Origin of the sequence: Micromonospora sp. ALFpr18c (genome assembly GCF_008868155.1) — a bacterium.
Taxonomy (GTDB): Bacteria; Actinomycetota; Actinomycetes; order Mycobacteriales; family Micromonosporaceae; genus Micromonospora.
In genome coordinates, this window is the sequence record NZ_WBKR01000049.1 from 1 (window position 1) to 23,291 (window position 23,291).

General features: G+C 72.3%; 26 protein-coding genes. 16 read left to right on the plus strand and 10 right to left on the minus strand.

Translation table 11 applies throughout. The features are described from left to right. Window positions 1-4 precede the first annotated feature (4 nt). Complete coding sequence (locus F8271_RS11790; protein ID WP_151489736.1) at window positions 5-1,612, minus strand: NAD(P)/FAD-dependent oxidoreductase; 1,608 nt, start codon at window positions 1,610-1,612, stop codon at window positions 5-7. A 72-nt stretch (window positions 1,613-1,684) separates the two neighbouring features. On the opposite strand from F8271_RS11790, the gene F8271_RS11795 reads away from it, so the two are divergent. Next, window positions 1,685-3,118: an aldehyde dehydrogenase gene (locus F8271_RS11795; protein WP_151489737.1), complete on the plus strand. Its 1,434-nt coding sequence runs from the start codon at window positions 1,685-1,687 to the stop codon at window positions 3,116-3,118. Window positions 3,119-3,173: 55 nt separating this feature from the next. Here the strand turns inward: F8271_RS11795 and F8271_RS11800 are convergent, their stop codons facing one another. Next, window positions 3,174-3,575: a ChaB family protein gene (locus F8271_RS11800; RefSeq protein WP_151489738.1), complete on the minus strand. Its 402-nt coding sequence runs from the start codon at window positions 3,573-3,575 to the stop codon at window positions 3,174-3,176. 170 nt (window positions 3,576-3,745) lie between these two features. Here F8271_RS11800 and F8271_RS11805 point away from each other — a divergent pair, with 170 nt between their 5' ends. From F8271_RS11805 to F8271_RS11820, 4 genes are all read left to right on the plus strand, one after another. After that, the gene (locus tag F8271_RS11805) at window positions 3,746-4,732 is read left to right on the plus strand and encodes a YihY/virulence factor BrkB family protein (RefSeq protein WP_151489739.1); all 987 of its coding nucleotides are present in this window, start codon (window positions 3,746-3,748) and stop codon (window positions 4,730-4,732) included. A gap of 100 nt (window positions 4,733-4,832) precedes the next feature. Further along, window positions 4,833-5,249, plus strand: a complete 417-nt coding sequence (locus F8271_RS11810) for a DUF2795 domain-containing protein (RefSeq protein WP_151489740.1) — start codon at window positions 4,833-4,835, stop codon at window positions 5,247-5,249. Window positions 5,250-5,298: 49 nt separating this feature from the next. Further along, window positions 5,299-5,760 (plus strand): SRPBCC family protein, encoded by a 462-nt coding sequence (locus F8271_RS11815; protein WP_151489741.1) that lies wholly within the window; start codon window positions 5,299-5,301, stop codon window positions 5,758-5,760. Window positions 5,761-5,873: 113 nt separating this feature from the next. Next, entirely contained in the window at window positions 5,874-6,137 is a 264-nt protein-coding gene (locus F8271_RS11820) for a hypothetical protein (RefSeq protein WP_151489742.1), read from the plus strand. Here F8271_RS11820 and F8271_RS11825 read toward each other — a convergent pair. Then, the gene (locus F8271_RS11825; RefSeq protein ID WP_151489743.1) at window positions 6,092-7,333 is read right to left on the minus strand and encodes a sugar MFS transporter; all 1,242 of its coding nucleotides are present in this window, start codon (window positions 7,331-7,333) and stop codon (window positions 6,092-6,094) included. The two genes, F8271_RS11820 and F8271_RS11825, sit on opposite strands and share 46 nt — an antisense overlap. A gap of 157 nt (window positions 7,334-7,490) precedes the next feature. Between F8271_RS11825 and F8271_RS11830 the strand changes: the two genes are divergently transcribed. Next, window positions 7,491-7,697, plus strand: a complete 207-nt coding sequence (locus tag F8271_RS11830; RefSeq protein WP_151489744.1) for a hypothetical protein — start codon at window positions 7,491-7,493, stop codon at window positions 7,695-7,697. Here F8271_RS11830 and F8271_RS11835 read toward each other — a convergent pair. After that, window positions 7,694-8,143 carry a hypothetical protein gene (locus F8271_RS11835; protein WP_151489745.1) on the minus strand — a complete coding sequence of 150 codons (450 nt, stop codon included), beginning with the start codon at window positions 8,141-8,143 and terminating at the stop codon, window positions 7,694-7,696. The two genes, F8271_RS11830 and F8271_RS11835, sit on opposite strands and share 4 nt — an antisense overlap. Window positions 8,144-8,303: 160 nt before the next feature. Between F8271_RS11835 and F8271_RS11840 the strand changes: the two genes are divergently transcribed. Further along, a complete protein-coding gene (locus F8271_RS11840; protein ID WP_151489746.1) occupies window positions 8,304-8,657 on the plus strand; it encodes a DUF6401 family natural product biosynthesis protein in 354 nt (117 codons plus the stop codon). A gap of 69 nt (window positions 8,658-8,726) precedes the next feature. On the opposite strand, the gene F8271_RS11845 is transcribed toward F8271_RS11840, so the two are convergent. Then, the gene (locus F8271_RS11845) at window positions 8,727-9,536 is read right to left on the minus strand and encodes a hypothetical protein (protein ID WP_151489747.1); all 810 of its coding nucleotides are present in this window, start codon (window positions 9,534-9,536) and stop codon (window positions 8,727-8,729) included. A 198-nt stretch (window positions 9,537-9,734) separates the two neighbouring features. Here F8271_RS11845 and F8271_RS11850 point away from each other — a divergent pair, with 198 nt between their 5' ends. The 3 genes from F8271_RS11850 (at window position 9,735) to F8271_RS11860 (ending at window position 14,003) form a co-directional block, all read left to right on the plus strand. After that, a complete protein-coding gene (locus F8271_RS11850; protein WP_151489748.1) occupies window positions 9,735-11,864 on the plus strand; it encodes a SpoIIE family protein phosphatase in 2,130 nt (709 codons plus the stop codon). A gap of 58 nt (window positions 11,865-11,922) precedes the next feature. Next, window positions 11,923-12,600 carry an HAD family hydrolase gene (locus F8271_RS11855; RefSeq protein WP_151489749.1) on the plus strand — a complete coding sequence of 226 codons (678 nt, stop codon included), beginning with the start codon at window positions 11,923-11,925 and terminating at the stop codon, window positions 12,598-12,600. A 107-nt stretch (window positions 12,601-12,707) separates the two neighbouring features. Beyond that, window positions 12,708-14,003, plus strand: coding sequence for a sodium:proton antiporter (locus F8271_RS11860; RefSeq protein WP_151489750.1), 1,296 nt, complete (start codon window positions 12,708-12,710; stop codon window positions 14,001-14,003). Window positions 14,004-14,016: 13 nt separating this feature from the next. Here F8271_RS11860 and F8271_RS11865 read toward each other — a convergent pair whose 3' ends face one another. Continuing rightward, window positions 14,017-14,976 carry an NAD(P)/FAD-dependent oxidoreductase gene (locus tag F8271_RS11865; protein ID WP_151489751.1) on the minus strand — a complete coding sequence of 320 codons (960 nt, stop codon included), beginning with the start codon at window positions 14,974-14,976 and terminating at the stop codon, window positions 14,017-14,019. Window positions 14,977-15,211: 235 nt separating this feature from the next. Here F8271_RS11865 and F8271_RS11870 point away from each other — a divergent pair, with 235 nt between their 5' ends. Beyond that, the gene (locus tag F8271_RS11870) at window positions 15,212-16,447 is read left to right on the plus strand and encodes a hypothetical protein (RefSeq protein ID WP_151489752.1); all 1,236 of its coding nucleotides are present in this window, start codon (window positions 15,212-15,214) and stop codon (window positions 16,445-16,447) included. A gap of 100 nt (window positions 16,448-16,547) precedes the next feature. Next, entirely contained in the window at window positions 16,548-16,700 is a 153-nt protein-coding gene (locus F8271_RS32360; RefSeq protein WP_192580254.1) for a hypothetical protein, read from the plus strand. A gap of 58 nt (window positions 16,701-16,758) precedes the next feature. Here F8271_RS32360 and F8271_RS11875 read toward each other — a convergent pair whose 3' ends face one another. Continuing rightward, window positions 16,759-18,588, minus strand: a complete 1,830-nt coding sequence (locus F8271_RS11875; protein WP_151489753.1) for a glycoside hydrolase family 15 protein — start codon at window positions 18,586-18,588, stop codon at window positions 16,759-16,761. A gap of 121 nt (window positions 18,589-18,709) precedes the next feature. On the opposite strand from F8271_RS11875, the gene F8271_RS11880 reads away from it, so the two are divergent. After that, the gene (locus F8271_RS11880) at window positions 18,710-19,297 is read left to right on the plus strand and encodes a general stress protein (RefSeq protein WP_151489754.1); all 588 of its coding nucleotides are present in this window, start codon (window positions 18,710-18,712) and stop codon (window positions 19,295-19,297) included. A gap of 44 nt (window positions 19,298-19,341) precedes the next feature. Here the strand turns inward: F8271_RS11880 and F8271_RS11885 are convergent, their stop codons facing one another. Further along, window positions 19,342-19,932, minus strand: a complete 591-nt coding sequence (locus tag F8271_RS11885) for a DUF1684 domain-containing protein (RefSeq protein WP_370461897.1) — start codon at window positions 19,930-19,932, stop codon at window positions 19,342-19,344. A 60-nt stretch (window positions 19,933-19,992) separates the two neighbouring features. After that, the gene (locus F8271_RS11890; RefSeq protein ID WP_225854446.1) at window positions 19,993-20,547 is read right to left on the minus strand and encodes a TetR/AcrR family transcriptional regulator; all 555 of its coding nucleotides are present in this window, start codon (window positions 20,545-20,547) and stop codon (window positions 19,993-19,995) included. A gap of 75 nt (window positions 20,548-20,622) precedes the next feature. Between F8271_RS11890 and F8271_RS11895 the strand changes: the two genes are divergently transcribed. Then, the gene (locus F8271_RS11895; RefSeq protein ID WP_151489756.1) at window positions 20,623-21,111 is read left to right on the plus strand and encodes an FBP domain-containing protein; all 489 of its coding nucleotides are present in this window, start codon (window positions 20,623-20,625) and stop codon (window positions 21,109-21,111) included. Window positions 21,112-21,122: 11 nt separating this feature from the next. On the opposite strand, the gene F8271_RS11900 is transcribed toward F8271_RS11895, so the two are convergent. After that, entirely contained in the window at window positions 21,123-21,653 is a 531-nt protein-coding gene (locus F8271_RS11900; RefSeq protein ID WP_151489757.1) for a GNAT family N-acetyltransferase, read from the minus strand. Window positions 21,654-21,811: 158 nt separating this feature from the next. Here F8271_RS11900 and F8271_RS11905 point away from each other — a divergent pair, with 158 nt between their 5' ends. Together F8271_RS11905 and F8271_RS11910 are read left to right on the plus strand one after the other, a co-directional pair. Beyond that, a complete protein-coding gene (locus tag F8271_RS11905; RefSeq protein ID WP_151489758.1) occupies window positions 21,812-22,294 on the plus strand; it encodes a MarR family winged helix-turn-helix transcriptional regulator in 483 nt (160 codons plus the stop codon). Window positions 22,295-22,304: 10 nt separating this feature from the next. Beyond that, complete coding sequence (locus F8271_RS11910; protein WP_151489759.1) at window positions 22,305-23,291, plus strand: pirin family protein; 987 nt, start codon at window positions 22,305-22,307, stop codon at window positions 23,289-23,291.

Consider the following 23,291-nt stretch of genomic DNA (forward strand, 5'->3'; position numbering starts at 1 on the left):
GGGGTTAGGTGGGGTAGACGGTTTGGTGGGCTTTGGCGATGGCTGCCGCGTAGGCGCGGCCGGTGAGGGCGCGGTCGCGGGCGAGGGCCGCGCGAGCCGCGTTCGCGCCGGGTGCGCCGTGCACGCCGCCGCCGGGGTGCGCCGACGCGCTGGCCAGGAAGAGCCGGTCCACCGGGGTGTCCGCCCGCCCCAGGCCGGGGATCGGGCGCAGGAACAGCTGCTGGTACGCCGCGGCGGCGCCACCGCCGAGCGCGCCGCCGACCAGGCTCGGGTTCTCCTTCTCCAGCTCGGCCGGCCCGGCCACGTGCCGACCGACGATCAGTCGCCGGAAGCCCGGGGCGGCCGCCTCCAGCACGTCCTCCATCCGCTGCACGTGCCCGGTGACGTCCTCGGCACGCCAGTCCCGCCGGAACGGCAGGTGGGTGTACGCCCAGAGCGACTCGGTGCCCGGCGGGGAGTGGCTCGGGTCGGCCACCGACATCTGCCCGACCAGCAGGAACGGGTCGCGGGGCAGCTCGCCACGGGCCAGCTCCCCGGCATAGTGGGTGAGCCCGTTCAGGTCCGCGCCGAGGTGCACGGTGCCGGCGCCGGCCACCTCCCGGTTCGTCCACGGCACCGGCGCGGAGAGCGCCCAGTCCACCTTCAGCGTCGAACCGTCCCACCGGAAGTGCGCCAGGTCCTCGACCAGCCGGGACGGCAGCGCGGCAGCGCCGACCAGGTCGAGGTAGAGGGCCGGCGCCGGCACGTCGGCGAGCACGGCCCGCCGGGCCCGCCACAGCGTGCCGCCGACGGTGCGCACGCCCATCGCCCGGCCCCGGGCGGTGAGCACCCGGTCGACCTGGGCGCCGTAGAGGATCGTCCCGCCGCGTTGTTGCAACCGGTCGACGAGCGCGTTGGTGATCTGCTGCGCGCCGCCGTCGGGCACCGGCCAGCCGACCTGCTGGCCGAGCATGGCCAGCAGCCACCCGTACACTCCGGAGCCGGCCTCCTCCGGGGACAGGTCGGTGTGCAGGGCGCAGCCGGCCAGCAGCGCCGGTCCGCCGGGGCCGTCGAACAGTTCGTCACCGAGCTTGCGCACCGGCACGACGAGCCGCCGGGCCAGCCGTAGCGCGCCGGCGATCCGCAGCCGGCGCAGCAGACCCAGCCCGCCGCGAATCGGCGGGAACGGCGTGGTGATCGTGTCCAGCATCGGCTCGGCCACCTCGAGCCAGTCGGCGTACGCGTTGAGCCAGCGTCTGCCGTCACCGGGAGCGAACTGCTCCAGGGAGGCGGCGGTGACGTCCGGATCCCGGTTGATCACCGCGGCCCGACCGTCGGGCAGCAGGTGCGCCAGGACGTCCGGGGAGTGCCGCCAGGACAGGCCGTGCCGACCCAGGTCGAGCCCGCGCAGCACCGGCGAGGCGTACCCCAGGGGGTAGAACGAGCTGTAGAGGTCGCTGAGGTAGCCGGGCGCGGTCACCTCGGCGGAACGGACGGCGCCGCCGGGCACGGCGGTCGCCTCCAGCACCACCACGTCCCACCCGGCGTCGGCCAGCAGGTTCGCCGCGACGAGGCCGTTGTGACCGGCGCCGACGACGACGGCGTCCGCGCTCTGGGCGCCGGTGGTGTTCATCCGATCCGGCTACCCGGCGCGCAACCGGGCGAAACGCGTTTGCCGCGCCGGGGCCGGGGCATCCAGCGCCGCATGTACACGGTTGCGCAGCTGGTGGGCGGGGTGTGGGGTGCGGGCGGCGACGGCGGTGAGCTGGTCGTCCATGACCCGGCGGACGGTTCGCCGGTCAGCACGGTGCCGGTGGCCACGGCCGACGAGGTCGGCAAGGCGGCCCAGGCGGCGCGCGGTGCGGCCGCGGAGTGGGCGGCGACCGCGCCGGCCGCGCGGGCTGCGGCGCTGCACCGGGCCGCGGACGCGGTGTCGGCGGTCACCGACGAGCTGGCCGCGGCGGTCACCGCGGAGATGGGCAAACCCCTGGCGGACGCCCGTGGGGGCGTCGAGGCGGGCATCGGCACCCTGCGACAGTACGCGGAGCTGGCCCCGCTGCGCGGCGGGCGGACGCTCAACGGTGCGGGGGACGCGCTGGACTTCATGACCCCGCAGCCCCGGGGCGTGGTGGCCGCGATCACCCCGTGGAACGACCCGGTGGCGGTGTCCTGCGGGCTGCTCGGGGCGGCTCTGGTCACCGGCAACGTGGTGCTCTACAAGCCCAGCGAACGCACCCCGGCGACGGGTTGGCTGCTGGCGCGTGCGCTGGACGGGGCACTGCCGCCCGGTGTGCTGTCGTTGCTCACCGGCGGAGCCCAGGTCGGGGCGGCGCTGGCCGCCCAGGAGGTCGACGTGGTGGCCCACGTGGGCGCCACAGCGAGCGGGCGGGCCATCGCCGCCGCGGCGGCCCGCACCGGAGCGAAGGTGCTGTTGGAGAACGGCGGCAGCGACCCGCTGGTCGTCGACGCCGGCGTCGACCCGGAGTGGGCGGCGGAGCAGGCCGCGCTCGGGGCGTTCGCCAACGCGGGGCAGATCTGCGTCGCGGTGGAGCGGATCTACGTGCACCGGGACGTGGCCGAAGACTTCGTGGCGGCGCTGGTGCGACGGGCCGGCGCGCTACGGATGGGGCCGGGCCGGGAGCCGGGCACCGAGCTGGGTCCGCTGGTGGACCGGCGGCACCGGGACCACGTGCACGGGCAGGTGGCGGCCGCCGTGGCGGCGGGGGCGCGGGTGCGTACCGGTGGGGAGGTGCCGGACGGGCCGGGAGCGTTCTACCCGGCCACCGTGGTCACCGACTGCCGGCACGACATGCCGCTGGTGCGGGAGGAGACGTTCGGGCCGGTCGCCCCCGTGGTGGTCGTCGACTCGTTCGACGAGGGTCTGCGCTGCGCGGCGGACTCCCCGTACGGGCTGGCCGCCACGGTGCTGACCGCGTCGATGAGCCACGCGCAACGGGCCTGGCGGGACCTGCCGGTGGGCACCGTCAAAATCAACGCCGTGTTCGGCGGGGCACCGGGCGGCGCCGCGCACCCGCGGGGCGCGAGCGGGCAGGGCTTCGGGTACGGCCCGGAGCTGCTGGACGAGTTCACCGCCACGAAGGCGGTGCACATCGAGGCGCCGGCTGGCGGGCACTGGTGACACGGAACGGGCGGGCGCAGGGGTGCCGCGTCCGCCCGTACCGTCGTCTGCTGGGTCAGTCGCCGCGAGCCTTGCGGGTGGCGCGGTCGTTGGCCTTCTCGATGGCCGTGACCAGCTCCGGCTTGGTCATGCTGGAGCGACCGGGTACGTCCAGCTTGCGGGCCACCGACATCAGATGGTCCTTCGTGGCGTTGGCGTCCACCCCACCGGCGGTGGGTGCGCGCCGCTCCGGCCCGCCTCCGGCGGCCTGGGCGTCGCTCGGACCCTTGCGGCCCTTCGGCTCCCAGTGGTCGCCCACCTTCTCGAACTGGTGCTTCACCGCGGCGAAGGCGGTGCGGTGCGACCGCTCCCCCTCGCCGTAGGTCTCCACCGCCGAGTCGTGCGTCTTCTCCCAGGTGCGCTGCGCCTTGTCCGGGGAGCGTCGCAGCGTGCTGGGCATGTCCTCGCGCGCGGGCATTCTCGTCCTCCTCCGCGTCGACAGGGTTGTCGGTGAGCGTTCCCCGGCAGCGGGCCGGCAAACCATCCGCGCCGGACGGACGGGTTTGTCGATTTCGCGGCGCGGGTACCGGCCGGGCCAGGCCCGACCGGACGACCGGTCATCCGGCGGCCGGGGCACAGGGAGCGGGCATGACGACCACGGAGCCCGGTACGACGCTCGACGGCACGCCGGGCGCCCGGCTGCCCCGGCGGGTACGGCAGCTGAACTGGCGGACCTGGCGGGGCGTGCTGGTCCGCAGCGTGCAGAACTTCGTCACCGACAACTGCTCGGACTGGGCTGCCGCGCTGACCTACTACGGGGTCCTGGCGCTCTTCCCGTCGGCCATCGTGGTGGTGGCCCTGGTCGGCCTGGTGTCCTCCGGCGAACAGACCGTCGACACGGTGGTCGACCTCGCCAACCAGGTGGGCGCCGGTTCGGTGCTGACCGACGACGAGGGTGGCGTGGTCGGGGTGATCCGTTCGGTGGTGCTCGAGCAGAGCAATCCCAAGCTGCTGCTGAGTTTCGGTCTGCTCGGTGCGCTGTGGTCGGCGTCGGGCTTCATCGGGGCGTTCACCCGGGCCTCCAACGCCATCTACGGGGTGACCGAGGGTCGGCCGGTGTGGAGGCTGCGGCCGTTGCAGATCGGTCTGGCCGCGATCACGCTGGTGCTGCTCGCGGTGGTCGCCCTCGGGCTGATCGTCAGCGGCCCGGTCACCGACGCGGTCGGCGATCTGGTCAACGCCGGCGGCCTGGCCCGTACGGTGTGGAGCCTGGCGAAGTGGCCGGTGCTCGCCATGATCATGATGGTGCTGTTGTCGCTGCTGTTCTGGATCGCCCCGAACGTGCGTCAGCCCCGGTTCCGCTGGCTCACCCCCGGCGGCGCGGTGGCCCTGCTCGCCTGGGCGGTGGTCTCCTTCGGCTTCGGTCTGTACGTGGCCAACTTCGGCTCGTACGACGCCACCTACGGCAGTCTGGGCGCGGCCATCGCGTTTCTCGTCTGGCTCTACCTGTCCAACTCGGCGCTGATGCTGGGCGTGCAGATCAACGCCGAGGTACAGCGCGGACGGCAGTTGCAGGCCGGCGACCCGGACCCGGAGGAGCCGGTGTTGCCGCCCCGCAAGCCCGCCGACACCTGAGCACCGCCGTGGGCCGGATGTCCGGTCCCGGGGCCGGCCGAGGGCCGGTTCGTGGTCCGGTGCCGGTTTACCGGCCCTGCCCTCGGGTAGCGCAGAAGACATGGAGCGTGGCAACAGCAAGCACGGACCGAGGATCGACGAGCAAATGAGCCAGGAGGTCAGCGGCCTCGTACAGGGGCCGGGGACCGGTGGCTCCCGCGTCGAGGAGTCGCGCGTGCCGGAACCGGCAGGCGAGGACCAGCCGGAGACGACGACCGCGCCGGCCGGCGACCTGCGCACCGGCACTCCGCAGGGGATGAGCTCCACGGATGTCGAGCAGCGCAGCCGGCTCGGCCGGTTCATCTCGATGAGCGCGCTGCCCGGCGACCGCCTGGTGCTCATCGCCAGCGCCCGGGAGAACGAGGCGCCGGACGACATTCTCGCGGCGCTGGAACGCCTGCCGGAGGGCACCGAATACCAGACGGTGTCCGAGGTGTGGGCCGCGCTCGGCCACAAGAACGAGACAACCCGCTGGTGAGCGGATCGCCCCCCGATCCGATCCATCACCGGCCGAAGGAGGTTCCCACATGAGTGGCGTTACCGAACACGTCGACGTTGCCGTACCCGTCCGCACCGCCTACGACCAGTGGACGCAGTTCGAGGAGTTCCCCCAGTTCATGGAGGGCGTGCAGGAGGTCCGGCAGCTCTCCGAGACGATGACCCACTGGACGGTGGACGTCGCCGGGGTGAAGCGGGAGTTCGACGCCGAGATCACCGAGCAGCTGCCCGACGAGCGGGTGGCCTGGCGGTCCACCGGTGGCACGCAGCAGGCCGGCGTGGTGACCTTCCACCGCCTGGACACGGACAAGACCCGGGTCACCCTCCAGCTCGAGTTCGAACCGCACGGGGTGGTCGAGCAGGCCGGCGACAAGCTCGGCATCGTCGACCGGCGGGCCAAGGGCGACCTGGAGCGCTTCAAGACCTTCATCGAGCGGCGCGGTCAGGAGACCGGTGCCTGGCGCGGGACGGTGGACCGCCCGCAGCCGTGATCCGGAGAGCACCGCACCACGGATGGCCGCCGGAGTTCCGGCGGCCATCGCCGTGTCCGAGCCCGCCCGCGCGGCGCCGTTTGCGATCATCGCGCCCGGGTACGGCTGAAGACATGACCGACGACAAGATCAGGGTGTGGCGGGACGAGGAACGGCTTCCGTTGGAGGAACTGGAACGCGCCGTGTCGGGTTCCAGCCTCGACGGGCAGTCCGACGACGTGACCGGCAACGACGCCGGTGAGGAGGCCGCGTTCGGCCACGGGCCGGCGGCGGCCGACCGCGCCGGGCAGGCCCGGGGTACCGGCCGGGAGCCGACCGACCCGGAGCGCGCCTACCGCCCGTCGACGACCGGCCGGACCGGGCCGGACAACGGCTGAGCGAAGTCGCGCCGGACGGGCCGGCGGGCACCCAGCTCGTACAGCACGATCAGCGCCAGCGCGAGCACGACCAGGGCCGGGCCGAGCACCTGCACCGACAGCATGTCGATCAGGACGCCGAGCCCACCCGGGACGAGCGCCGCGCCCAGTCCGGCGGCACCGATCTGCAGGCCGATGGCGCGGTCCGCGTGGGCCGCGCCGACCCGGTCGGCGGTGGTGAGGGTGAGCAGCGGGAACACCGGCGCGGCGGCGAAGCCGACCACGACCAGGCCGAGCACGGCCAGGGCCGCCGACCCGGGTACGGCGATCAGTGCCGCCCCGACCGTCATCCCGGCCAGGCTGGCACGCAGCACGAGCCGGGAGCCCAGCCGCTCGGCCACCACGCCCTGCACCACCCGGCCCACGAAGAGGCTCCCCCAGTACGCGGAGACGCAGACTCCGGCGACCGCGGCGCCGAGGCCGCGCCCCTCGGTGAGCAGCAGGAACGCCCACAGCCCGGCGGACACCTCGATCGCCACGTACAGCGCGAAGCCGGCCGCACCCGACCAGACCGCCGGCAGCAGCAGCGTGCTCCGGACCGGCACCGGTGGCGTGCTCGGTGCGGGCGTGGCGCCCGGCTCGGCGGGAGCGCGGCGCTGCCAGGCCCGCACGGTGAGCGCGAACGCGGCGGCGAGGGCGAGTTGGGCGGCGGCCATGATGCCGTACCCCCACCGCCAGGCCAATCCGGCGCTCAACGCGCCGGTGATGATCAGCGGGCCGATCGCCACACCCAGGCCGAAGAACGCGTGCAGCCAGTTCATGTGCCGCGGACCGAAGGCCCCGGCGGCGTACCCGTTGAGCCCGGAGTCGATCGCGCCGGAGCCCAGGCCCAGCAGCAACGCGCAGCACACGATCACGGTCAGTCCGGGGCTCACCGTGTAGCCGATCAGCGCCAGGCTGGCCAGCAGGGTGCTGCCGGCGAGCAGCGCGCCCACGCCGACCCGGGCGAGCGTGAACCCGGCCAGCACGCTGGAGGTCAGATAGCCGACGGTGCCGGCGGTGAGCAGCAGTCCGACCGCCTTGGTCGGTACGTCGAAGTCCGCCCGGATCGAGGGCCAGGCGACGCCGAGCAGGCCGTCGGGCAGGCCGAGACTGACGAACGCGAGATAGGCCAGCAGGAGCAGTGCCGCGCGGGGCGGCGCGGTCGGGGTGGACACCAGACAGATCCTGCCGCAGCCGCACCTTACCGTCGTCGCCGGCCGTACGCCCGCCGCGACAAGAAGTGGTGTCCGGACGGTCGAGAAAACGGACAGCTCATCCAGAATCGGCCGATCGGAGGACGGCAAGCCGGCCAGTTCGCGTAAGAATTTCGGAATGCATCATGGCTCCGGAATCCTCTCCACGCGTCAGCGCCGGCTCGCCTGGCTCGGCTTCCTGCTCGCCGCGCTGCAGGCGCCGGTCTCCGCCCGGCTCGTCTCCGACGAGTCCTGGCTGTTCAGCCTCTGCGTCGCGCTGATGGTGGCCACCGTGATCATCGCGGACGACGCGGCCCGACGGCGGCCCGCCGACGCGACCGATTAGCTGCCGCTGGCCGGCCGGGCCTCGTGCCCCGGCCGGCCCCGGCTGCGGCGGCGCTCCTTCATCTCCGCCTCGTAGAGGTGCCGCCGTCCACCCACCAACTCGTCACGGGCCCGCTGGTCCAGCTCCCGGAACAGCGCGTGGTAGCCGTCGTCGAAGTCCTCGACGATCTGGAAGGTCCACCGCCCGGCGATGACGTTGCGACCCACCAGTTCGGTGTCGATCCGGTCGGCGAGCTGCTGGTGCCCGGCCGCGCGGAACTGCTCCACGGCGTCGCCGAGCATCAGGTCGGCGTGCCCGATCAGCTGGTGCAGCGAGTACAGGTGCCCCCGGGCCCGTTCCACGCACTCCAGCGCCTCGCTGAGCTTGCCCAGCGCGGCGACCGTCGCGTCGCTCACCCCGTCCGGCCGGCGGTGCTGCTCGTCCGGCCCGTCCAGCTGCTGTCCCATCGCTCCTCCGTGCTCTGTGCCTGCGTGTGCCGCGATTCTCCTGCTGCCCCGTCTGTGCCGGATCAACCCTCGCGGTCAGCCCCGGGTCGTCCGGTGGCGCAGCTGACACCCCCGAGCGGCCGAGGCCGGCCCGGTCACCGGTCGGTTAGCCTCGGTCACCATGCGTGTGCCGTTCACCCGGGTCGCCCCCCGTACCGCCGTCGACTCGGCGCGGTCCACCCTGGCCGCCCTCACCGTCTCCGTCGGCACCGTCGGGCTCGCCGCAGCCGCGACGCGACCCGGACTGCTCGCCCTCGTCGACCAGCACGCCGCCGCCGTACGGGACAGCCTCGACGGCGACCGACGGCCCCTGACGGCCGCCACCCTCGCCGGCTACGCCGAGGGGCTGCGCGAGGCGGCCCTGGAACACGGGTGGGCACCGCCGCGTGGCCCGGTGGACTGGGACGCGCCGGAGTGGCCGCACGCCCGGCTGCTCGCCGTCTGCGCGCTGGCTCGCACGCTCGACGAGACCTGACCCGCGCACGAGGGCGCCCGCGCCGAAGCGCGAGCACCCTCTTTCCGTACGACCCTGTCGTCCCGCCCGCTACGCGCGGTACTGCGGGGCCTCGTCCACCCGGGGCATGGCCTGGGTGCGTTCGCCGCCACGGTCGGCCATCTGCCGCTCCATGTCGCCGCGCCCGGCCGCGGTGGCCCGCCGGTGCTCCTGCACCGCCCGGGCTTCCTGGGCCGCCCGGTCCAGCCAGCCGTCCCAGCGCCTCTGCATCGGCTTCACCAGACCGCCACCGACACCGACGATCAGGATGCCGGCCACCGTGGCGAGCACCGCGATCAGCACCGGTGTGGTCACCGTCGTGGCGATACCCACCTGGTTCAGCGCGGCGATCACGCCGAGCGCGATGATGAAGATCGCGGTCAGGTCGGCCAGGACCTTGCCGTACGAGAGACCGCCCAGCGCCCCGGTGACCAGATCCCGGACGGCGTTGGCGATCGCGGCCGCCACCACCACGATGACGATCGCGACGAACGCACGCGGCAGCCAGGCCACCACGCCGCTGATCAGGTCACTGATGGCGTTGGGTCCCCAGACCCCGAACGCGAACTGCAGCGTGAACAGCAGTACCGCGTAGTACGCCAGTCTGGCCAGGATGTCGCTTGCGTCGTACTTCGTTCTCTCCAGCGCGCGTTTGATGCCGCCGCGTTCGACGGCCTGGTCGAAGTGCACCCGTTCCAGGACCGCATCCACGATCTTGAGGACCGCTCTGGCGATGAGCCAGCCGACCACGAGGATGACGATGAAGGCCACTGCCTTCGGGATGAAGAGCAGCACCGACCTCCACGTGTCGGCGATGGCATCACCAATGTCGGCCTGCCGGACCGCGAGGGTTTTCAGCATGACGTCCCTCCTGTCGCATGGACTGCGTCGGGCGCATACCCGGCCGACGGTGCGGCAGTCCGCGCGGCTCGCGGAGTTTTTTCCGACAAGCCGCCGAAGATGGGCCGTGAACTGCCCGAACAGTCACCGCCGCGATGCCGGCGGCGACCCGCCGCCATGATCGGATGCCGATGTCGGGGGGCCGGATAGGCTGCGGACATGCCAGGAACGGTCGGGCGAGTCCCCACGCCAGCAACCCCGCTGCCCGGCGCATCCACCGGGCCGGGGCCGGACGCCGCCGCCGTGCTCGCCCACGACTGGGCCAACACCTCGCTCGGCCCGCCCGAGGCGTGGGATCCGGCGATCCGTGCCGTGGTCGAGCTGATCCTCGCCTCGCCGATGCCGATGGCGCTGGCGTACGGCGACGACCTGGTGCTGCTCTACAACGCCGGGTACGCCGAAATGCTCGGCAGCAAACACCCGGACGCCCTCGGTCGACCGGCCGCCGAGGTGTACGCGGAGATCTGGACGCTGCCCGGCGTCGGTGAGGTGATCGAGCGGACCTACCGGCAGGGCGTGCCGTTCCTGGAGAAGGAGTCCACCCTCCCCCTGGTCCGTGAGCAGTCCGCCGTGGTGGAGCAGGCGGTCTTCACCCGGGGTTACTCGCCGGTGCGCGACAGCGCCGGTCAGATCGTCGGCATGCTGACGGTCGCCGCCGAGACCACCCACGTCACCGAGCAGTTGCAGAGCCTCAGCGAGGTCGCCGCCGCGCTGGCCGGCACGCTCACTCTCGACGACGTGGCCCGGGTGGCGCTGCGGCACACGATCACCACGTTCGACGCCGACCAGGTGGCGTTCTCGGTCGACGAGGGCGGCGGCGGTTGGCGGACGGTACGCCGGGTCCGCGGCGAGTTGATGGACGACGCCGACGAGCGCCTCCCGCCGTTGTGGCGACGCGTCCCGGCGGACTGGTCGGCCCCGGTGGTGCGGGTGGCCCGGTCGGGCGATCCGTCGTTCACCCGCGACGGCCAGCCACTGCGGGAAGCCGCGGTCGACCGCCACGATCAGAAGATCCGTTCGATGGCGGCCCTGCCACTGGGCACCTCGGTGGTACGCGGCGGGCTGGCGGTCGGCTTCCAGACGCCGCACGCCTGGTCGGCCGCCGAGCGGGCGTTGCTGGCCGCGTCGGGTGAGCTGATCGGCCAGGCGGCGGAGCGGGCCCGCCGTTTCGAGACCCAGCACGGCACCGCCCAGCTGCTGCAACGCAGCATGTTGCCGGAGCATCTGCCCGACCTGCCCCGGCTGCGCGTCGCGGCCCGCTACGACCCCGGGGTGGACGGTAACGCCGCCGGTGGAGACTTCTACGACGCGTTCCTGCTGCCCACCGGCGGGCTCGGCGTGGTGTTGGGCGACGTTGCCGGACACGACGTGCAGGCGGCGGCGCGGATGGGGCAGGTCCGTGCGGCGCTGCGGGCGCTGGCGCTGACCGACCCCACCCCGGACGCGGTGCTGGCCGGCCTGGACCGGCTGGTCACCAGCCTGGGCGCGGAGGCCGGTACGCACGAACTGTTCGTCACGGTGGTGTTCGGGCTGGTCGACGCGGACCGCCGGGAGGTGACCCTCGCCAGTGCCGGTCACCCGGCTCCGCTGATCCGGCGCAGCGGCCCCGACGGTCGTTCCCACGCCGAGTACGTGGACCTGCCGGCCGGCCCTCCGCTGGGGCTCGGCGGGCGGGCGGTCACCACCACCGTCGCGTTCCGTCCCGGCGACACCCTGCTGCTCTTCAGTGACGGCGTGGTGGAGCGCCGGCGGCAGAGCCTCACCGCCGGGCTGGACGCCCTCGTCGACGCGGTCGCCAAGGCCAGCAGCAGTGACCCCCGCGCGCTCTGCGCGGTGGCCACCGCGGCCGTGTCCGGCGGCACCGAGGACGACGTGGCCGTCCTGGCGGTCGAGCACGCGCTCAAGCCGAGCCGTTCGGCGAGCATGGAGGTGCCGGCGGAGCCGACCGCGCCCAGCCGGGTCCGGCACTGGATGACCGGCCAGCTCACCGAGTGGCAGGTGCCCGAGTCGGTGATCGGCGCGGCGGTGCTGTGCACGAGCGAGTTGACCACCAACGCCCTCCTGCACGCCGGCACCGCCGCCCGGGTGGAGATCGACCTCAGCCCCGAGCGGCTGCTGGTGTCGGTCGCCGACTCCGGCACCCGCGGCACCGTGACCCGTACCCGGACCGACACGTTGAGCAGTCGCGGGCGCGGGCTCGGGCTGATCGAGCAGCTCAGCGACGCCTGGGGCACCGATCCGACGGTTCGCGGCTCCACCGTCTGGTTCGAGATCCTCGTGCCGTCCTGACGCCTTTCGCCCGCGCCGGCACGAATCAGTCGACCGCACAGCGGGTAGGAGGACGCGCATGGCCACCGACCGACCCGCCGGGATCCTGTTCGACGTCGACGGCACCCTCGTCGACACCACGTACCTGCACACGGTGTGCTGGTGGGAGGCGTTACGCCAGACCGACCAGCCGGTCCCGATGGCGACCGTGCACCGATCGATCGGCATGGGCGCGGACAAGCTCCTCGACCACCTGCTCGGCCCGGAACGGGACCGTGACGCCGACCAGCGGCTGCGCGACGCGCACGACACCCTGTACGGCGAGTACTGGGAACGCCTGACGCCGCTGCCCGGGGCGGCCGACCTGCTGCGCGCCTGCGCCGAGCGGGGCCTGCGGGTGGTGCTCGCCACCAGCGCGTCGGAGCAGGAGGTCGGCGCACTGCGCCGGGCGTTGGGCGCCGACGACGTCGTCGACACGGTCACCTCCTCGGCGGACGCCGAGCAGAGCAAGCCGGCCCCGGACATCCTGGTCGCCGCGCTGGAGCAGTCCGGACTGGACGCCGAGCGGGTGGTCTTCGTCGGCGACTCGGCCTGGGACGTCGTGGCGGCCGGCAAGCTGACCATCCCGTGCGTCGGCCTGACCTGCGGCGGCACCAGCCGCGGTGAGCTGGCCGGTGCCGGGGCGGTGGCGGTCTACGACGACCCGGCGGCTCTGCTGGCCGAGTTGTCTGATTCGCCACTCGCCCGGCTGGGGTGAGAGGCCCACTCCGGTTGGTCGACCCGCGGACGCATAGCCGGGGCCCCCGCGGGGCATGGACTGTCACCACCTGCCCGCAACCGTGGGCGCGGCCGGAAGGTGGCACGGTGGAGCCGGTAGACGTGGCGTTCGCGCTGGTGGGCTTGGGCGCCCTGCTCGCGGGCATCCTGCCCCGGGTGCTGGAGCGGCGTCCACTGTCCATGCCGATCGCCTTCCTGGCCCTCGGCATGCTGGTCTTCCTGCTGCCGGTGGGTCTGCCGACACCGGATCCGCTGGTCCACCCGGAGCTGACCACCCACCTCACCGAGATCGGGGTGATCGTCGCCCTGATGGGCGCCGGCCTCAAGATCGACCGACCGTTGAGCTGGGCCCGCTGGTCGTCGACCTGGCGGCTGCTGGCCATCGCGATGCCGCTGAGCATCGCGGCGGTGGCGCTGCTCGGCTGGTGGTGGGCCGGGCTGGTGCCGGCCGCCGCGCTGCTGCTGGGCGCCGCGCTGGCTCCGACCGACCCGGTGCTCGCCGCGGACGTGCAGGTCGGCGAGCCGACCGATGTGGAGGACTCCGAGGACGAGGTCCGCTTCGCGTTGACCTCCGAGGCCGGCCTCAACGACGGCCTGGCGTTCCCGTTCGTCTACGCGGCCATCGCCATCGCCTCGACGAGTCTCGCCCCGCGCGACTGGCTGGCCGAGTGGTTCACCGTGGACGTGCTGTGGAAGGTGTCCGTCGGCGTCGGCGGCGGTCTGCTCATCGGCTGGCTGCTCGGCAAGCTGTTCTTCCGGGCGCCCAGCAAGCTGCGGCTGGCCCGGCACGCCGAGGGTTTCCTGGCCCTGGCCGCCACCTTCCTGGCGTACGGGCTGGTGGAGGTGGTCGGCGGGTACGGCTTCCTGGCGGTGTTCGTGGCCGCCCGGGCGATCCGCGCGGCCGAACGGACCCACGAGTTCCACGCGGTGCTGCATGATTTCGCCGAGCAGATCGAACGACTGCTCACCCTGGTGCTGTTGCTGCTGCTCGGCGGCGCGATCGTGGGCGGCCTGCTCTCCTCGCTGACCTGGTCGGCGGCGGCCGTCGGGCTGGCGCTGGTGTTCCTGATCAGGCCGTTGATGGGCTGGGTGTCGCTGCGCGGGGCACCCGGCCGGCCGGCCGAGCACTGGGTGATCGCGTTGTTCGGCATCCGCGGGGTGGGCTCGTTCTACTACCTCGCGTACGCCACCACGAAGGCGGACTTTCCGCAGGCGGAACTGCTCTGGGCCACCGTCGGCCTGGTGGTGCTCGTGTCGGTGGTGGTACACGGCATCACGGCGACGCCGGTCATGCAACTGCTGGACCGCGAGGGCGAACGGACCTCCGACCCGGCCGAACGCGACGCCTCCGCCCAGCCCGTGGCCGCCGCCGGCCACGCCTGAGCGCGCGTACTCCTCAGGCGAGGCGGGCGGCCAGCGCGCGGCCGAGGTCCCGTCCGGAACGCCAGGCGCTCTGCACCCGGGGCTTGCCGAACGCGTCACCGGCCAGGCCGATCCCGTCGGCATCCAGGTGATAGGTGTCGCCGCCCGCGCCGCCCGTCGGCTTCGCGTACGTCCAGCGGTGCACGTGCACGTCGGCGGCCTGCTCGGGCAGGCCCAGCAGATCCTGGACGGCCTGCGCGATGGCCGGGCCGGCCCCGGTGGGCTGGGCCAGGTGAGCACCGGCGAACTCCGGCACGGTGTGCGCGACCAGCACCGGTGCGGCGTCCCCGCGCCGGTCACCGTCGTCGCAGACGAGGTTGAGCACCGGATGGTCGTTGACGAACGCGCCGCCGAAGTCCGGCCAGCGCCGGTTCGGAAAGCGCAGTACGCCGGCGAGCGACGGCGCCCAGCTCTGCGCCTGCACGACACCGGTGGCGGCGGCCAGGGCCGGGTCGAGCAGCAGGGCGGCCTGCGGGCCGGGCATGGCCAGGACGACAGCCGCGCACGGCTCACCGTCCACGATCGGCCCCGGTTCGACGGTGAGCACCAACCGGTCGACGGTCAGCGGCAGCGGGGCGGCCAGGTGTTCGACCAGCGAGCGGAGTCCGCGCGGCGCGGCGAAGCGCATCGGGCCGGGCACCTCGTGGCGCCCCTCCCGGTCGTACGACTGGAACGTGTCGGTCCACTCGCGAACCAGGCCGGCGGCGCGCCACCGCTCGACCACGACGGCGAAGTCCGGGTCGCTGACGGTGAAGTATGCGGCGCCGATGTCCGCGGGGCGACCCGCGAAGCGTTTACTGGCCATCCGGCCGCCGCACACGTGCCCCCGCTCGCGGACCTGCACCGGCACCCCGGCCCTCGTCAACTCGACCGCACAGGCCACCCCGGCGACGCCCGCCCCGACCACGACGACACTCGACGAGTCCACGCTCATCCGGTGATCGTAGGCGGCGGCCTGGCGCTTCGGTGGTTGCTCCCAGGACCGCGGCAATGGAATTGCCGAACGCCGTGGCTGAACCTGTCGTGGTTTACGAACGTTCCCATCAGTGAGCGGGTGTATCAACTGATTGAGATATCCCTACGCTCCGTGAATCATCCGAGAAAGGTCCTTCCGTCCGGGATGCTTCTGTCCGATAGGAGTTGACATGCAAAATTCTACGAACCGAAACATGCCAGAAACTCTGGAGCCTACAATCGAACGGCCGAATGACACCGACTCGCTTCGCCATCTGGAGGAGGGTGGTAGCGGGTGGACGGGCCTCGAGCCGGCGGAGAGCCGAAGGATCGGCGCACGGCTGAAAAGTGTGCTCAGCGACCCTCAGCCGTTCGCCAACTTGGTCTACACGGGCGCGTTCACCGCCGACGCCCTCGGCCGTCGGCGGGTATCAAAAGATGCCCTCAAGGGGGCCGCGATCGCCATGTTTCTCACCGACGGCGTGCAGGCGCTTTGGGTGCCTGCGGCTGAGCAGTTGAAGAACCTCCAGACGAAACAGCCCGTAGAGTACGCGAAAGTAATCTGGGGTCTGTACGACGCGGCCAGTGCCGTTATTCCGATGGGAATGCCTCTTCAGACGATCAGTTCGATCGATAGCAGCAATCATGACCCGAAGGTTGTCAAGCTGAACCGAGAGGAACTGGGAAACGGGGGCTACTTCGCGTTAGCGGGCGGTGTGACCAACCTGGCTGCTTTCGCGCGGAGCGCATGGGAGCGGACGCCCGCGCCGAGCGATGGCGAACCGCGAAGCGCTTTCCGTCGAGGACTCGAGGGGGCTCGAAGGGCTTTTGGAGATGACGAGAGCCGCAACAAGATCGTGGATTCGCTAGCACTATTCAGCGAAGCTTACGGGCGAAAGCATCAGCTTGCTTTGCCCGTAATCCTGGGCACTGCCGTGCTGTTGGGGCACCGCGCCATCTCGGCATGCTGGGCCGAGTACGAACAGAAGGGCGTGTCTTACGAACGCTACGCCCTCTCCTTCGCGAAATTGGCCGCGGCAGCCGCATATTCGGCGACGGTCGGCATAACGTGGTCCTCGCTCGACAAAAGCGGCCATGATCCGCAGACTGTCGTGGCGGCCCGCGCCGACATCAAACGCGGATACATTTCCTCCGCCGCCGCCGCCGGCGCCGCCGGCGTCGCCGCGGTTGCCTCGGCTGTCAGCGGGTGGCGGTCGACGCCTCCACCTCCTGCGGCTACGCCCGCGCTGGGGAGTACGACGAATTCCCCTCGGGCCGTTCCCGGCCCAGGACTGGCGGCGGCCCCCGAGGTCGCCAACCCAACGGCCTCCCTCGCCAGACTCTCCACCCGGCAGGACATCTCACCCATCATCGCCCCGACCACCCCGCAGCCCGCCACCACATCCGGAACTCCTCACGCACCGAACCAGAGCGGCGCCAGGGCTCGCTGATGCCGCACCGCAACCCCAGGCCATTGGAGCGGCGGTGGACCGGCATGAACCACCACCGATCAGGGTACTGGCACACCTGTTCGAAGAGAGGGTGATGACGATGACGGACCGCAGCAACGAGCAGGTCGGCCCGCGTGGCGCGATCAAGGACCCCGACGGGTGGAGGGTGATGCGAGGGCCGCACCGCCCCGGGCGGGGCGGGGCAGAGTGCGGTGAGAACGGCGAGCAGGGTGGCGGGTGGTGGCACCGATGACCGATAGAGCGTCGATTCAGGCAAGCGACAGTTGTCACGATTCCGATAAAAGTGCGGCTCAGGGACGTACCGGGCTGAGGTGCGCCGGGGGCATACCGAGGCCGCGCAACTCCGGGTCCTGCTCGACGTCGGTCAGCACACCGGCGGCGTTGATCAGGCCGATGTGCGAGAACGCCTGGGGAAAGTTGCCCAACTGCTCACCGGTCAGCGGATCGATCTGCTCGGCGAACAGGCCGAGGTCGTTGACCCTCCCCGCCAGCGCCCGGAACAGCTCGTGCGCCCGGTCCCGCTCACCGGCCAGCGCCAGGCAGCACACCAGCCAGAACGAGCAGATGACGAACCCGGCCGGGTCGCCGTCCCAGCGCCGCAGCAGGCCGTCGTGCGACAGCCGCCGCTGCACGGCGCTGATCGTCGAGCGCATCCGCGGATCGCCGGCGGGGAGAAACCCGACCAGCGGCATCACCAGCACCGACGCGTCCAGCTCGTCGGATTCGAAACTGCCGGTGTACGACTGCAGCCGGTCACTCCACCCCCGTTCGAGCACCTGGGCGCGCACCTCGTCGCGGGCGGCCGCCCAGCGGGCCAGGTCCCGCGGTTCACCGAGCCGGTCACCGAAACGGACCGCCCGATCCAGAGCCACCCAGCACTGCACCTTCGACGACACGTGGTGGTGCTGGACGCCGCGCTCCTCCCACATCCCCGCGTCGGGCAGCGTCCAGTCCCGCACAGCCTGGTCGGCGAGCACCCGGAGGACGTGGTGCACCTCCGGATCCAGCGGCTCCAGCTTGTCGCGCATCAACCAGGCGGCATCCATCGCCTCGCCGAAGATGTCGGTCTGCCGCTGTTGCCAGGCGTTGTTGCCGATCACCACCGGCGGGTTGTCGCGGTATCCGCCGAGCTGATCCAGGCGGTGCTCGGTGAGGTCGCGTTCCCCGAGCACCCCGTACATGATGGGCACGGGTTTGTCGTCGACGCGGCCCATCGCCCGGCCCAGCCAGGCGAACTGCCGCTTCACCTCGTCGAGGCACGCCGTCCGCCACAGCGCGCGCAGGGTGAGGCTGAAGTCGCGCACCCAGACGTAGCGGTAGTCGTAGTTGCGGTCCCCGCCGAGTTCCTCGGGCAGGGAGGTGGTCACCGAGGCCACCACCGCCCCGCTGGGCCGGTAGGTCATGCCCTGGACCACCAGCCGGCTGCGCCGCACCTGCTCGGCGTAGAGCCCGTCGTACGGGTGCTCGGCCGTCCAGGACCGCCAGCCGGCGACGGTGTCGGCGATGGTCTGGTCGGCGTCGGGCACCTCCGGCAGCGGGGCGTCGTAGGTCGGGGCGTACCCGAGGGTGAAGTTGTGGGTCGTGCCGGCGCGGGCGGTGAACGACGTGTGGGCCTCGCCGTCGCCGCGCCGCAACCGCACGCTGCCGCGCAGCGTGAGGCGAGCGGCCCCGGCGATGGCCTCCAGCCGGTCGCCCCGCTCGATCATGTACGCGATGGTGCGCCCGTACTCGAACCGGGGCCGGTAGAGCAACCGCATCGGCACCTCACCGGAAAGCCCCTGCACACTGCGGACCAGGACCTGCGGGGATTGCATGCCGATGTCGTGTCCACGGGCGCTCGGCTCGAAGGCGAGCGCGTCGGTCAGCGCCACCTCACCGTGCGCCGTGCGGAACACGGTCCGCAACACGAGGGTGTCCTCAAGGTAGGAGCGGTCGACGGTGAAGTCGCCCTCCGGTTGGATCGACCAGTGTCCCGCGCTGTCGTCGAGCAGCCGCCCGAACACCGACGGGGCGTCGAACCGACCCGGACACCACCAGTTCACCGAGCCGGCGCGGTCCACCAGCGCCGCGCTGCGGCCGTCGGCGAGGAAACCGTAGTCGCTGATCTGTCCGCTCTCCACCTGACTGTCTACCCGACCCGCCCGTGCGCATGCCCTCGCAGCGGGAGGGCTACTGCCACGGCGACGGGCGTTACCGGCCGGCGTGGGCGGGAACCCGGGAAGCCGACGAGGGAGGATGCTCATGACGTCAGCTTCGGGGCCGACCGCCGCCTGGCGGCCCGGCACACAGGGTGGCGACCTGCTTCCATCCGGACCGGCCGGCCGCATGTCGACACCGGCCGGTGACGGGCACGGGCCGGAGTCCGGCCCACCCACCGTGACCATCGGCTCGTACCCGGACTATCCGTCCGCGCAGCGGGTGGTGGACCATCTCGCCGACAACCGCTTCCCGGTGGAGCACAGCGCCATCATCGGCACCAACCTCACCCTGGTGGAGACGGTGCTGGGGCGGATGACCACCGGTCGGGCCGCCCTGCTCGGCGCCGGGACAGGTGCCTGGTTCGGGCTCTTCATCGGTTTGTTGTTCGGCATCTTCACGGTCGGCAACTGGCTGGCGGTGATCCTGGTCGGGCTGGTCATCGGCGCGATCTGGGGTGCCGTGTTCGGTGCCGTCGCGCACGCGATGACCGGCGGGAGGCGGGACTTCACCTCCGCCAGTTCGCTACGTGCCGGCCAGTACGCGGTGACCGTCGACGCGCAGCTCGCCGACCAGGCCCGGCAGTTGCTGGGCCGGATGCAGATGGGCAGTCCGGCCACCAACGCCCGCTGAACCACCGGCCGACCGGCCGTCCCGGCAGCACGCCGGGGCGGCCGTCAGCCGTGGTACGCCAGCTCGCCGGCGCGCAGCGGCACGTCGACGCGGTTCTCCGGCGGCGCGAGCGGGCAGGCCCAGCGATCGTCGTAGGCACAGCTCGGGTTGTAGAGATAGTTCGCGTCGAGGCGGACCCGGTCGCCGGGCAGCAGCTCGACACCCCGGCCGAAGGTGCCCTTCACGGTGTCGGTGAGGTAGCGGCCTCCCCCGTAGCTCTCGCGCCCGCAGGTGCCGTCGCGCAGCGGGACGAACAGCCCACCTCCGTACGCCTCGATCCACCACAGGGTCAGCGGCCCCCACGGCGTCTCGGCCACCGCCACCCGCCGGTACGCGACGACCCCGTCCGGGCCGCCGGTGTCGATGCGCAGCTCGCCGTCGGCCGCCCGCAGCGGCGCCTCCACCACGGCATCCGGGTTGGCGGGGAAGTACCGCACCCCGGTGAAGCCGGACCGCTGCGCCGCCGGGATCGGGCTCTGCGGGTGGGTGGCGAAGAGGCCGTCGCGGCCGGCGCGGAACCCGGCCAGGTCGACGTCGGACAGGTACAGCCGGGCCACCCGCTCCCGCCAGTCGGCCAGCTCCAGTTCGGTCAGCATGCCGGGGACTCCTCATCGAACGACCTCGTGGGTACGGACAGGACGGACGCCGTCCTTGAGTCAGCGCGGCGGCCAGTTGCTCAGGACGGCGTCGAGGGCGTCCAGGGTCCGCGCCCACGACTCGTCCGCCGGGCGCGGGGTGTGCCGGAAGCCGCCGGTGCGCTCCAGGCTCACGAATCCGTGGAACGTGCTGTGCATCATCCGCACCGCGTCGGTCTGGTCCGGCTCGGCCAGCCGGTAGCCGCGCAGGATGGCCCGGGTCATCTCGGCGTGCCGGACGCCGGCGCTCGCGGCCGCCGTCTCCGGGTCGAGGTCGACCTGCATGGCCGCGTACCGGCCCGGGTGTGCCTTGGCGTAGTCCCGGTACGCGGTGGCGAAGGCCACCAGGGCGTCCTTGCCGGCGCGGCCGGCGAGTGCCGACGCGACCCGGTCGGCGAGTTCGGCCAGCGCCAACAGCGCCACCCGGACCCTCAGGTCGTGGGCGTTCCTGATGTGGAAGTACAGGCTGGCGTCCTTGACCCCGAAATGGCGGGCGAGCGCGGCGACGGTGACGTTCTCCATCCCGATCTCGTCGGCCAGCTCGGCCGCGGCCAGGGTCAGGCGTTCGGCGGTCACCCCTGCACGTGCCACGCGGCACACTCCAAATCTAATCGTGTTAATTGCTTGCCTAGGATGGCTAGGCTAATGCCTATGTTAGTCGCAACCGAACCCGCCATCCGGGCGTCCTTCGTCAACTGCACCCAGGGCGAGACCAAACGGATGGCCGTACCCAACGATCTTGAGATGCGCCCCTGGCACGACCTCGACTTCTTCGGCTGGCGCGACCCGGCGGCGCCGCAGCGGGCCTACCTGGTCGCCGAGTCCGGCGGCGGGCTGGTCGGGGTGGCGCTGCGTGCCGCACCGCAGCAGACCGGACGCGTCCGCCGCAGCATGTGCTCCCTCTGCCTGACCACGCACACCGGCGAAGGCGTCTCACTGATGACCGCCCGCAAGGCCGGCCCGGGTGGTCGGCAGGGCAACTCCGTGGGCCTGTACATCTGCTCCGACCTGGCCTGCTCGCTCTACGTGCGGGGCAAGAAGCACGCCGGCCCGCGCATGCACGAGACCCTGACCCTGGCGGAGAAGATCGACCGCACCACGACCGCCCTCACGGCGTTTCTCCGCCGGGTCACCGAGTAGCAGCGCGCGCGTCAGCGGTCGGTGGCCAGGCGGGCGTGCAGGTGCTCGTCGTAGCGGCGGCCGTCGCCGTACTGGTACGACTCGCGCAGCGTGCCCTCGGCGGCGTAGCCGGCCCGGTCGGCGACCCGGCAGGAGGCCGGGTTGGCCACCGCGTGGCACAGCTCCACCCGGTGCAGCCGCAGGTCGGTGAACGCCCAGTCGGTGAGCCGGACGACGGCGCGTACCGCCACCCCGCGCCCGCGCGCCGCCGGCACCGTCCAGTAGCCGATCGAGGCGTCACCGTGGTGGATGTGGTGCAGCGACACCGAGCCCAGCAGCTCACCGCCGGCGTCGGTGATCGCCAGGGAGACGTGGTCACCGCCGGACCAGTCGGCGCGGCGGCGGACCCAGAGCAAGGCGTACTCGTCGTCGACCGGGCCACCGGACTGCGGGTTCCACTGGGCGATGGCCGGGTCGCGCAGGGCGGCACGGACGGCGGGGGCGTCCGCGTCCCGCCAGGGGCGCAGCAACAGGTCGTCGGCGGTCAGCTCCACGTGTTCCACGAGGGCGGAGTCTGGCACATCCCGCCCGGCATCCGCCGCCGGATTGCCGTCCGCTTCCTTCAAAACTGCACAAAGCCGCCTCATCGACCGTTCGGACGTGATCCAGGAGACTCCCGGAGCCACTAGTTAAGTTTTGAAGGAGTGCTATCGTCACGGATGTGACCGAGAGCCTGGACAGCACCCGAGAGGCCGCCTGGCGCGCCTACATCGAGGCCAGCCAGCGTCTCTACACCCAGCTGGAAGAGGACCTGCGGGCCGACAGCGACCTCAGCTTCGCCGACTACCACGTCCTGGTCGTGCTCTCCGAGGCGCCGGGCCAGCGCCTGCGGATGGGCGAGCTGGCCAGCCGACTCATCTTTTCGCCCAGCCGGCTGACCTACCAGATCTCCTCCATGCAGCGCCGCGGCCTGGTCAGCAAGGAGCCCTGCCCGGACGACCGACGCGGCAGCGAGGCGGTGCTCACCGCCGCCGGGCTGCTGGCCCTGTCCGAGGCCGCACCCCACCATCTGGCGTCGGTGCGTACCCACCTGATGGACGACCTCGACGACGCCGAGGTCGCCTGCCTCACCCGGGTCTTCGACCGGCTCGGTCACCGCCTACGGGCGGCCCGCGCCACGTCGAGCACCCACGCCACACGTTAAGGAGTCCCCGATGCCCGCGATCACCGTTGACAACGTCCTCGTCCTGCCCCGCCTGCCCAGGCTCGACGGGTCCACCAGCTTCCGCAAGGTCCGCAGCGTGACCACCGCGCCCAGCGGCTTCGAGGGCGAAGGCTTCCCGGTCCGCCGCGCCTTCGCCGGGGTGTCGACGACCGACCTGGACCCGTTCATCCACCTCGACCAGATGGGCGAGGTGGACTACGCGCCGGGCGAGCCGAAGGGCACCCCGTGGCACCCGCACCGCGGCTTCGAGACCGTCACGTACATCATCGACGGCGTCTTCGACCACCAGGACTCGCAGGGTGGCGGCGGCACCATCACCGACGGCGACACCCAGTGGATGACGGCCGGGAGCGGCCTGCTGCACATCGAGGCACCGCCGGAGCACCTGGTGATGAGCGGCGGCCTCTTCCACGGCACCCAACTCTGGGTCAACCTGCCCCGCTCGGCCAAGATGAACCCGCCCCGCTACCAGGACATCCGGGGTCGCGAGTCGGCGCTGCTCACCACGCCCGACGGTGGCGCGCTGATCCGGGTCATCGCGGGTGAGATCGCCGGCCACCGCGGGCCGGGCTCGACCTTCACCCCGATCACCATCACGCACGTCACCGTGCAGCCGGGGGCGCAGGTCGACCTGCCCTGGCGGCCAGAGTTCAACGCCCTGGTGTACGTGCTCGGCGGGCGCGGCACGGTCGGCACCGACCGGCGGCCGGTGCGCACCGGTCAGCTCGCGGTGCACGGTGCGGGTGACGCGCTGCGCTTCAGCGCGGACCCCACGCAGGACAGCAACACCCCGGCGCTCGACCTGTACATCATGGGCGGTCAGCCCATCCGGGAGCCAGTGGCACAGTACGGGCCGTTCGTGATGAACACCCGCGACGAGCTGCTTCAGGCGTTCGAGGACTTCAAGGCCGGCCGGCTCGGCGTCATCCCCACCGAGCGGGTGCCGCACACCGGCGGCCAGGGCCCGCGTCCCTGA

Coding starts and splice junctions, on each gene's coding strand:
- F8271_RS11895 (WP_151489756.1), top strand. CDS start 20,623: ATGTTAGTCGCAACCGAACCCGCCATCCGGGCGTCCTTCGTCAACTGC.
- F8271_RS11865 (WP_151489751.1), bottom strand. CDS start 14,976: ATGAGCGTGGACTCGTCGAGTGTCGTCGTGGTCGGGGCGGGCGTCGCC.
- F8271_RS11810 (WP_151489740.1), top strand. CDS start 4,833: ATGGAGCGTGGCAACAGCAAGCACGGACCGAGGATCGACGAGCAAATG.
- F8271_RS11880 (WP_151489754.1), top strand. CDS start 18,710: ATGACGTCAGCTTCGGGGCCGACCGCCGCCTGGCGGCCCGGCACACAG.
- F8271_RS11855 (WP_151489749.1), top strand. CDS start 11,923: ATGGCCACCGACCGACCCGCCGGGATCCTGTTCGACGTCGACGGCACC.
- F8271_RS11845 (WP_151489747.1), bottom strand. CDS start 9,536: ATGCTGAAAACCCTCGCGGTCCGGCAGGCCGACATTGGTGATGCCATC.
- F8271_RS11910 (WP_151489759.1), top strand. CDS start 22,305: ATGCCCGCGATCACCGTTGACAACGTCCTCGTCCTGCCCCGCCTGCCC.
- F8271_RS11885 (WP_370461897.1), bottom strand. CDS start 19,932: ATGCTGACCGAACTGGAGCTGGCCGACTGGCGGGAGCGGGTGGCCCGG.
- F8271_RS11790 (WP_151489736.1), bottom strand. CDS start 1,612: ATGAACACCACCGGCGCCCAGAGCGCGGACGCCGTCGTCGTCGGCGCC.
- F8271_RS11800 (WP_151489738.1), bottom strand. CDS start 3,575: ATGCCCGCGCGCGAGGACATGCCCAGCACGCTGCGACGCTCCCCGGAC.
- F8271_RS11815 (WP_151489741.1), top strand. CDS start 5,299: ATGAGTGGCGTTACCGAACACGTCGACGTTGCCGTACCCGTCCGCACC.
- F8271_RS11805 (WP_151489739.1), top strand. CDS start 3,746: ATGACGACCACGGAGCCCGGTACGACGCTCGACGGCACGCCGGGCGCC.
- F8271_RS11840 (WP_151489746.1), top strand. CDS start 8,304: ATGCGTGTGCCGTTCACCCGGGTCGCCCCCCGTACCGCCGTCGACTCG.
- F8271_RS11850 (WP_151489748.1), top strand. CDS start 9,735: ATGCCAGGAACGGTCGGGCGAGTCCCCACGCCAGCAACCCCGCTGCCC.
- F8271_RS11835 (WP_151489745.1), bottom strand. CDS start 8,143: ATGGGACAGCAGCTGGACGGGCCGGACGAGCAGCACCGCCGGCCGGAC.
- F8271_RS11820 (WP_151489742.1), top strand. CDS start 5,874: ATGACCGACGACAAGATCAGGGTGTGGCGGGACGAGGAACGGCTTCCG.
- F8271_RS11795 (WP_151489737.1), top strand. CDS start 1,685: ATGTACACGGTTGCGCAGCTGGTGGGCGGGGTGTGGGGTGCGGGCGGC.
- F8271_RS11870 (WP_151489752.1), top strand. CDS start 15,212: ATGCCAGAAACTCTGGAGCCTACAATCGAACGGCCGAATGACACCGAC.
- F8271_RS11830 (WP_151489744.1), top strand. CDS start 7,491: ATGCATCATGGCTCCGGAATCCTCTCCACGCGTCAGCGCCGGCTCGCC.
- F8271_RS32360 (WP_192580254.1), top strand. CDS start 16,548: ATGACGGACCGCAGCAACGAGCAGGTCGGCCCGCGTGGCGCGATCAAG.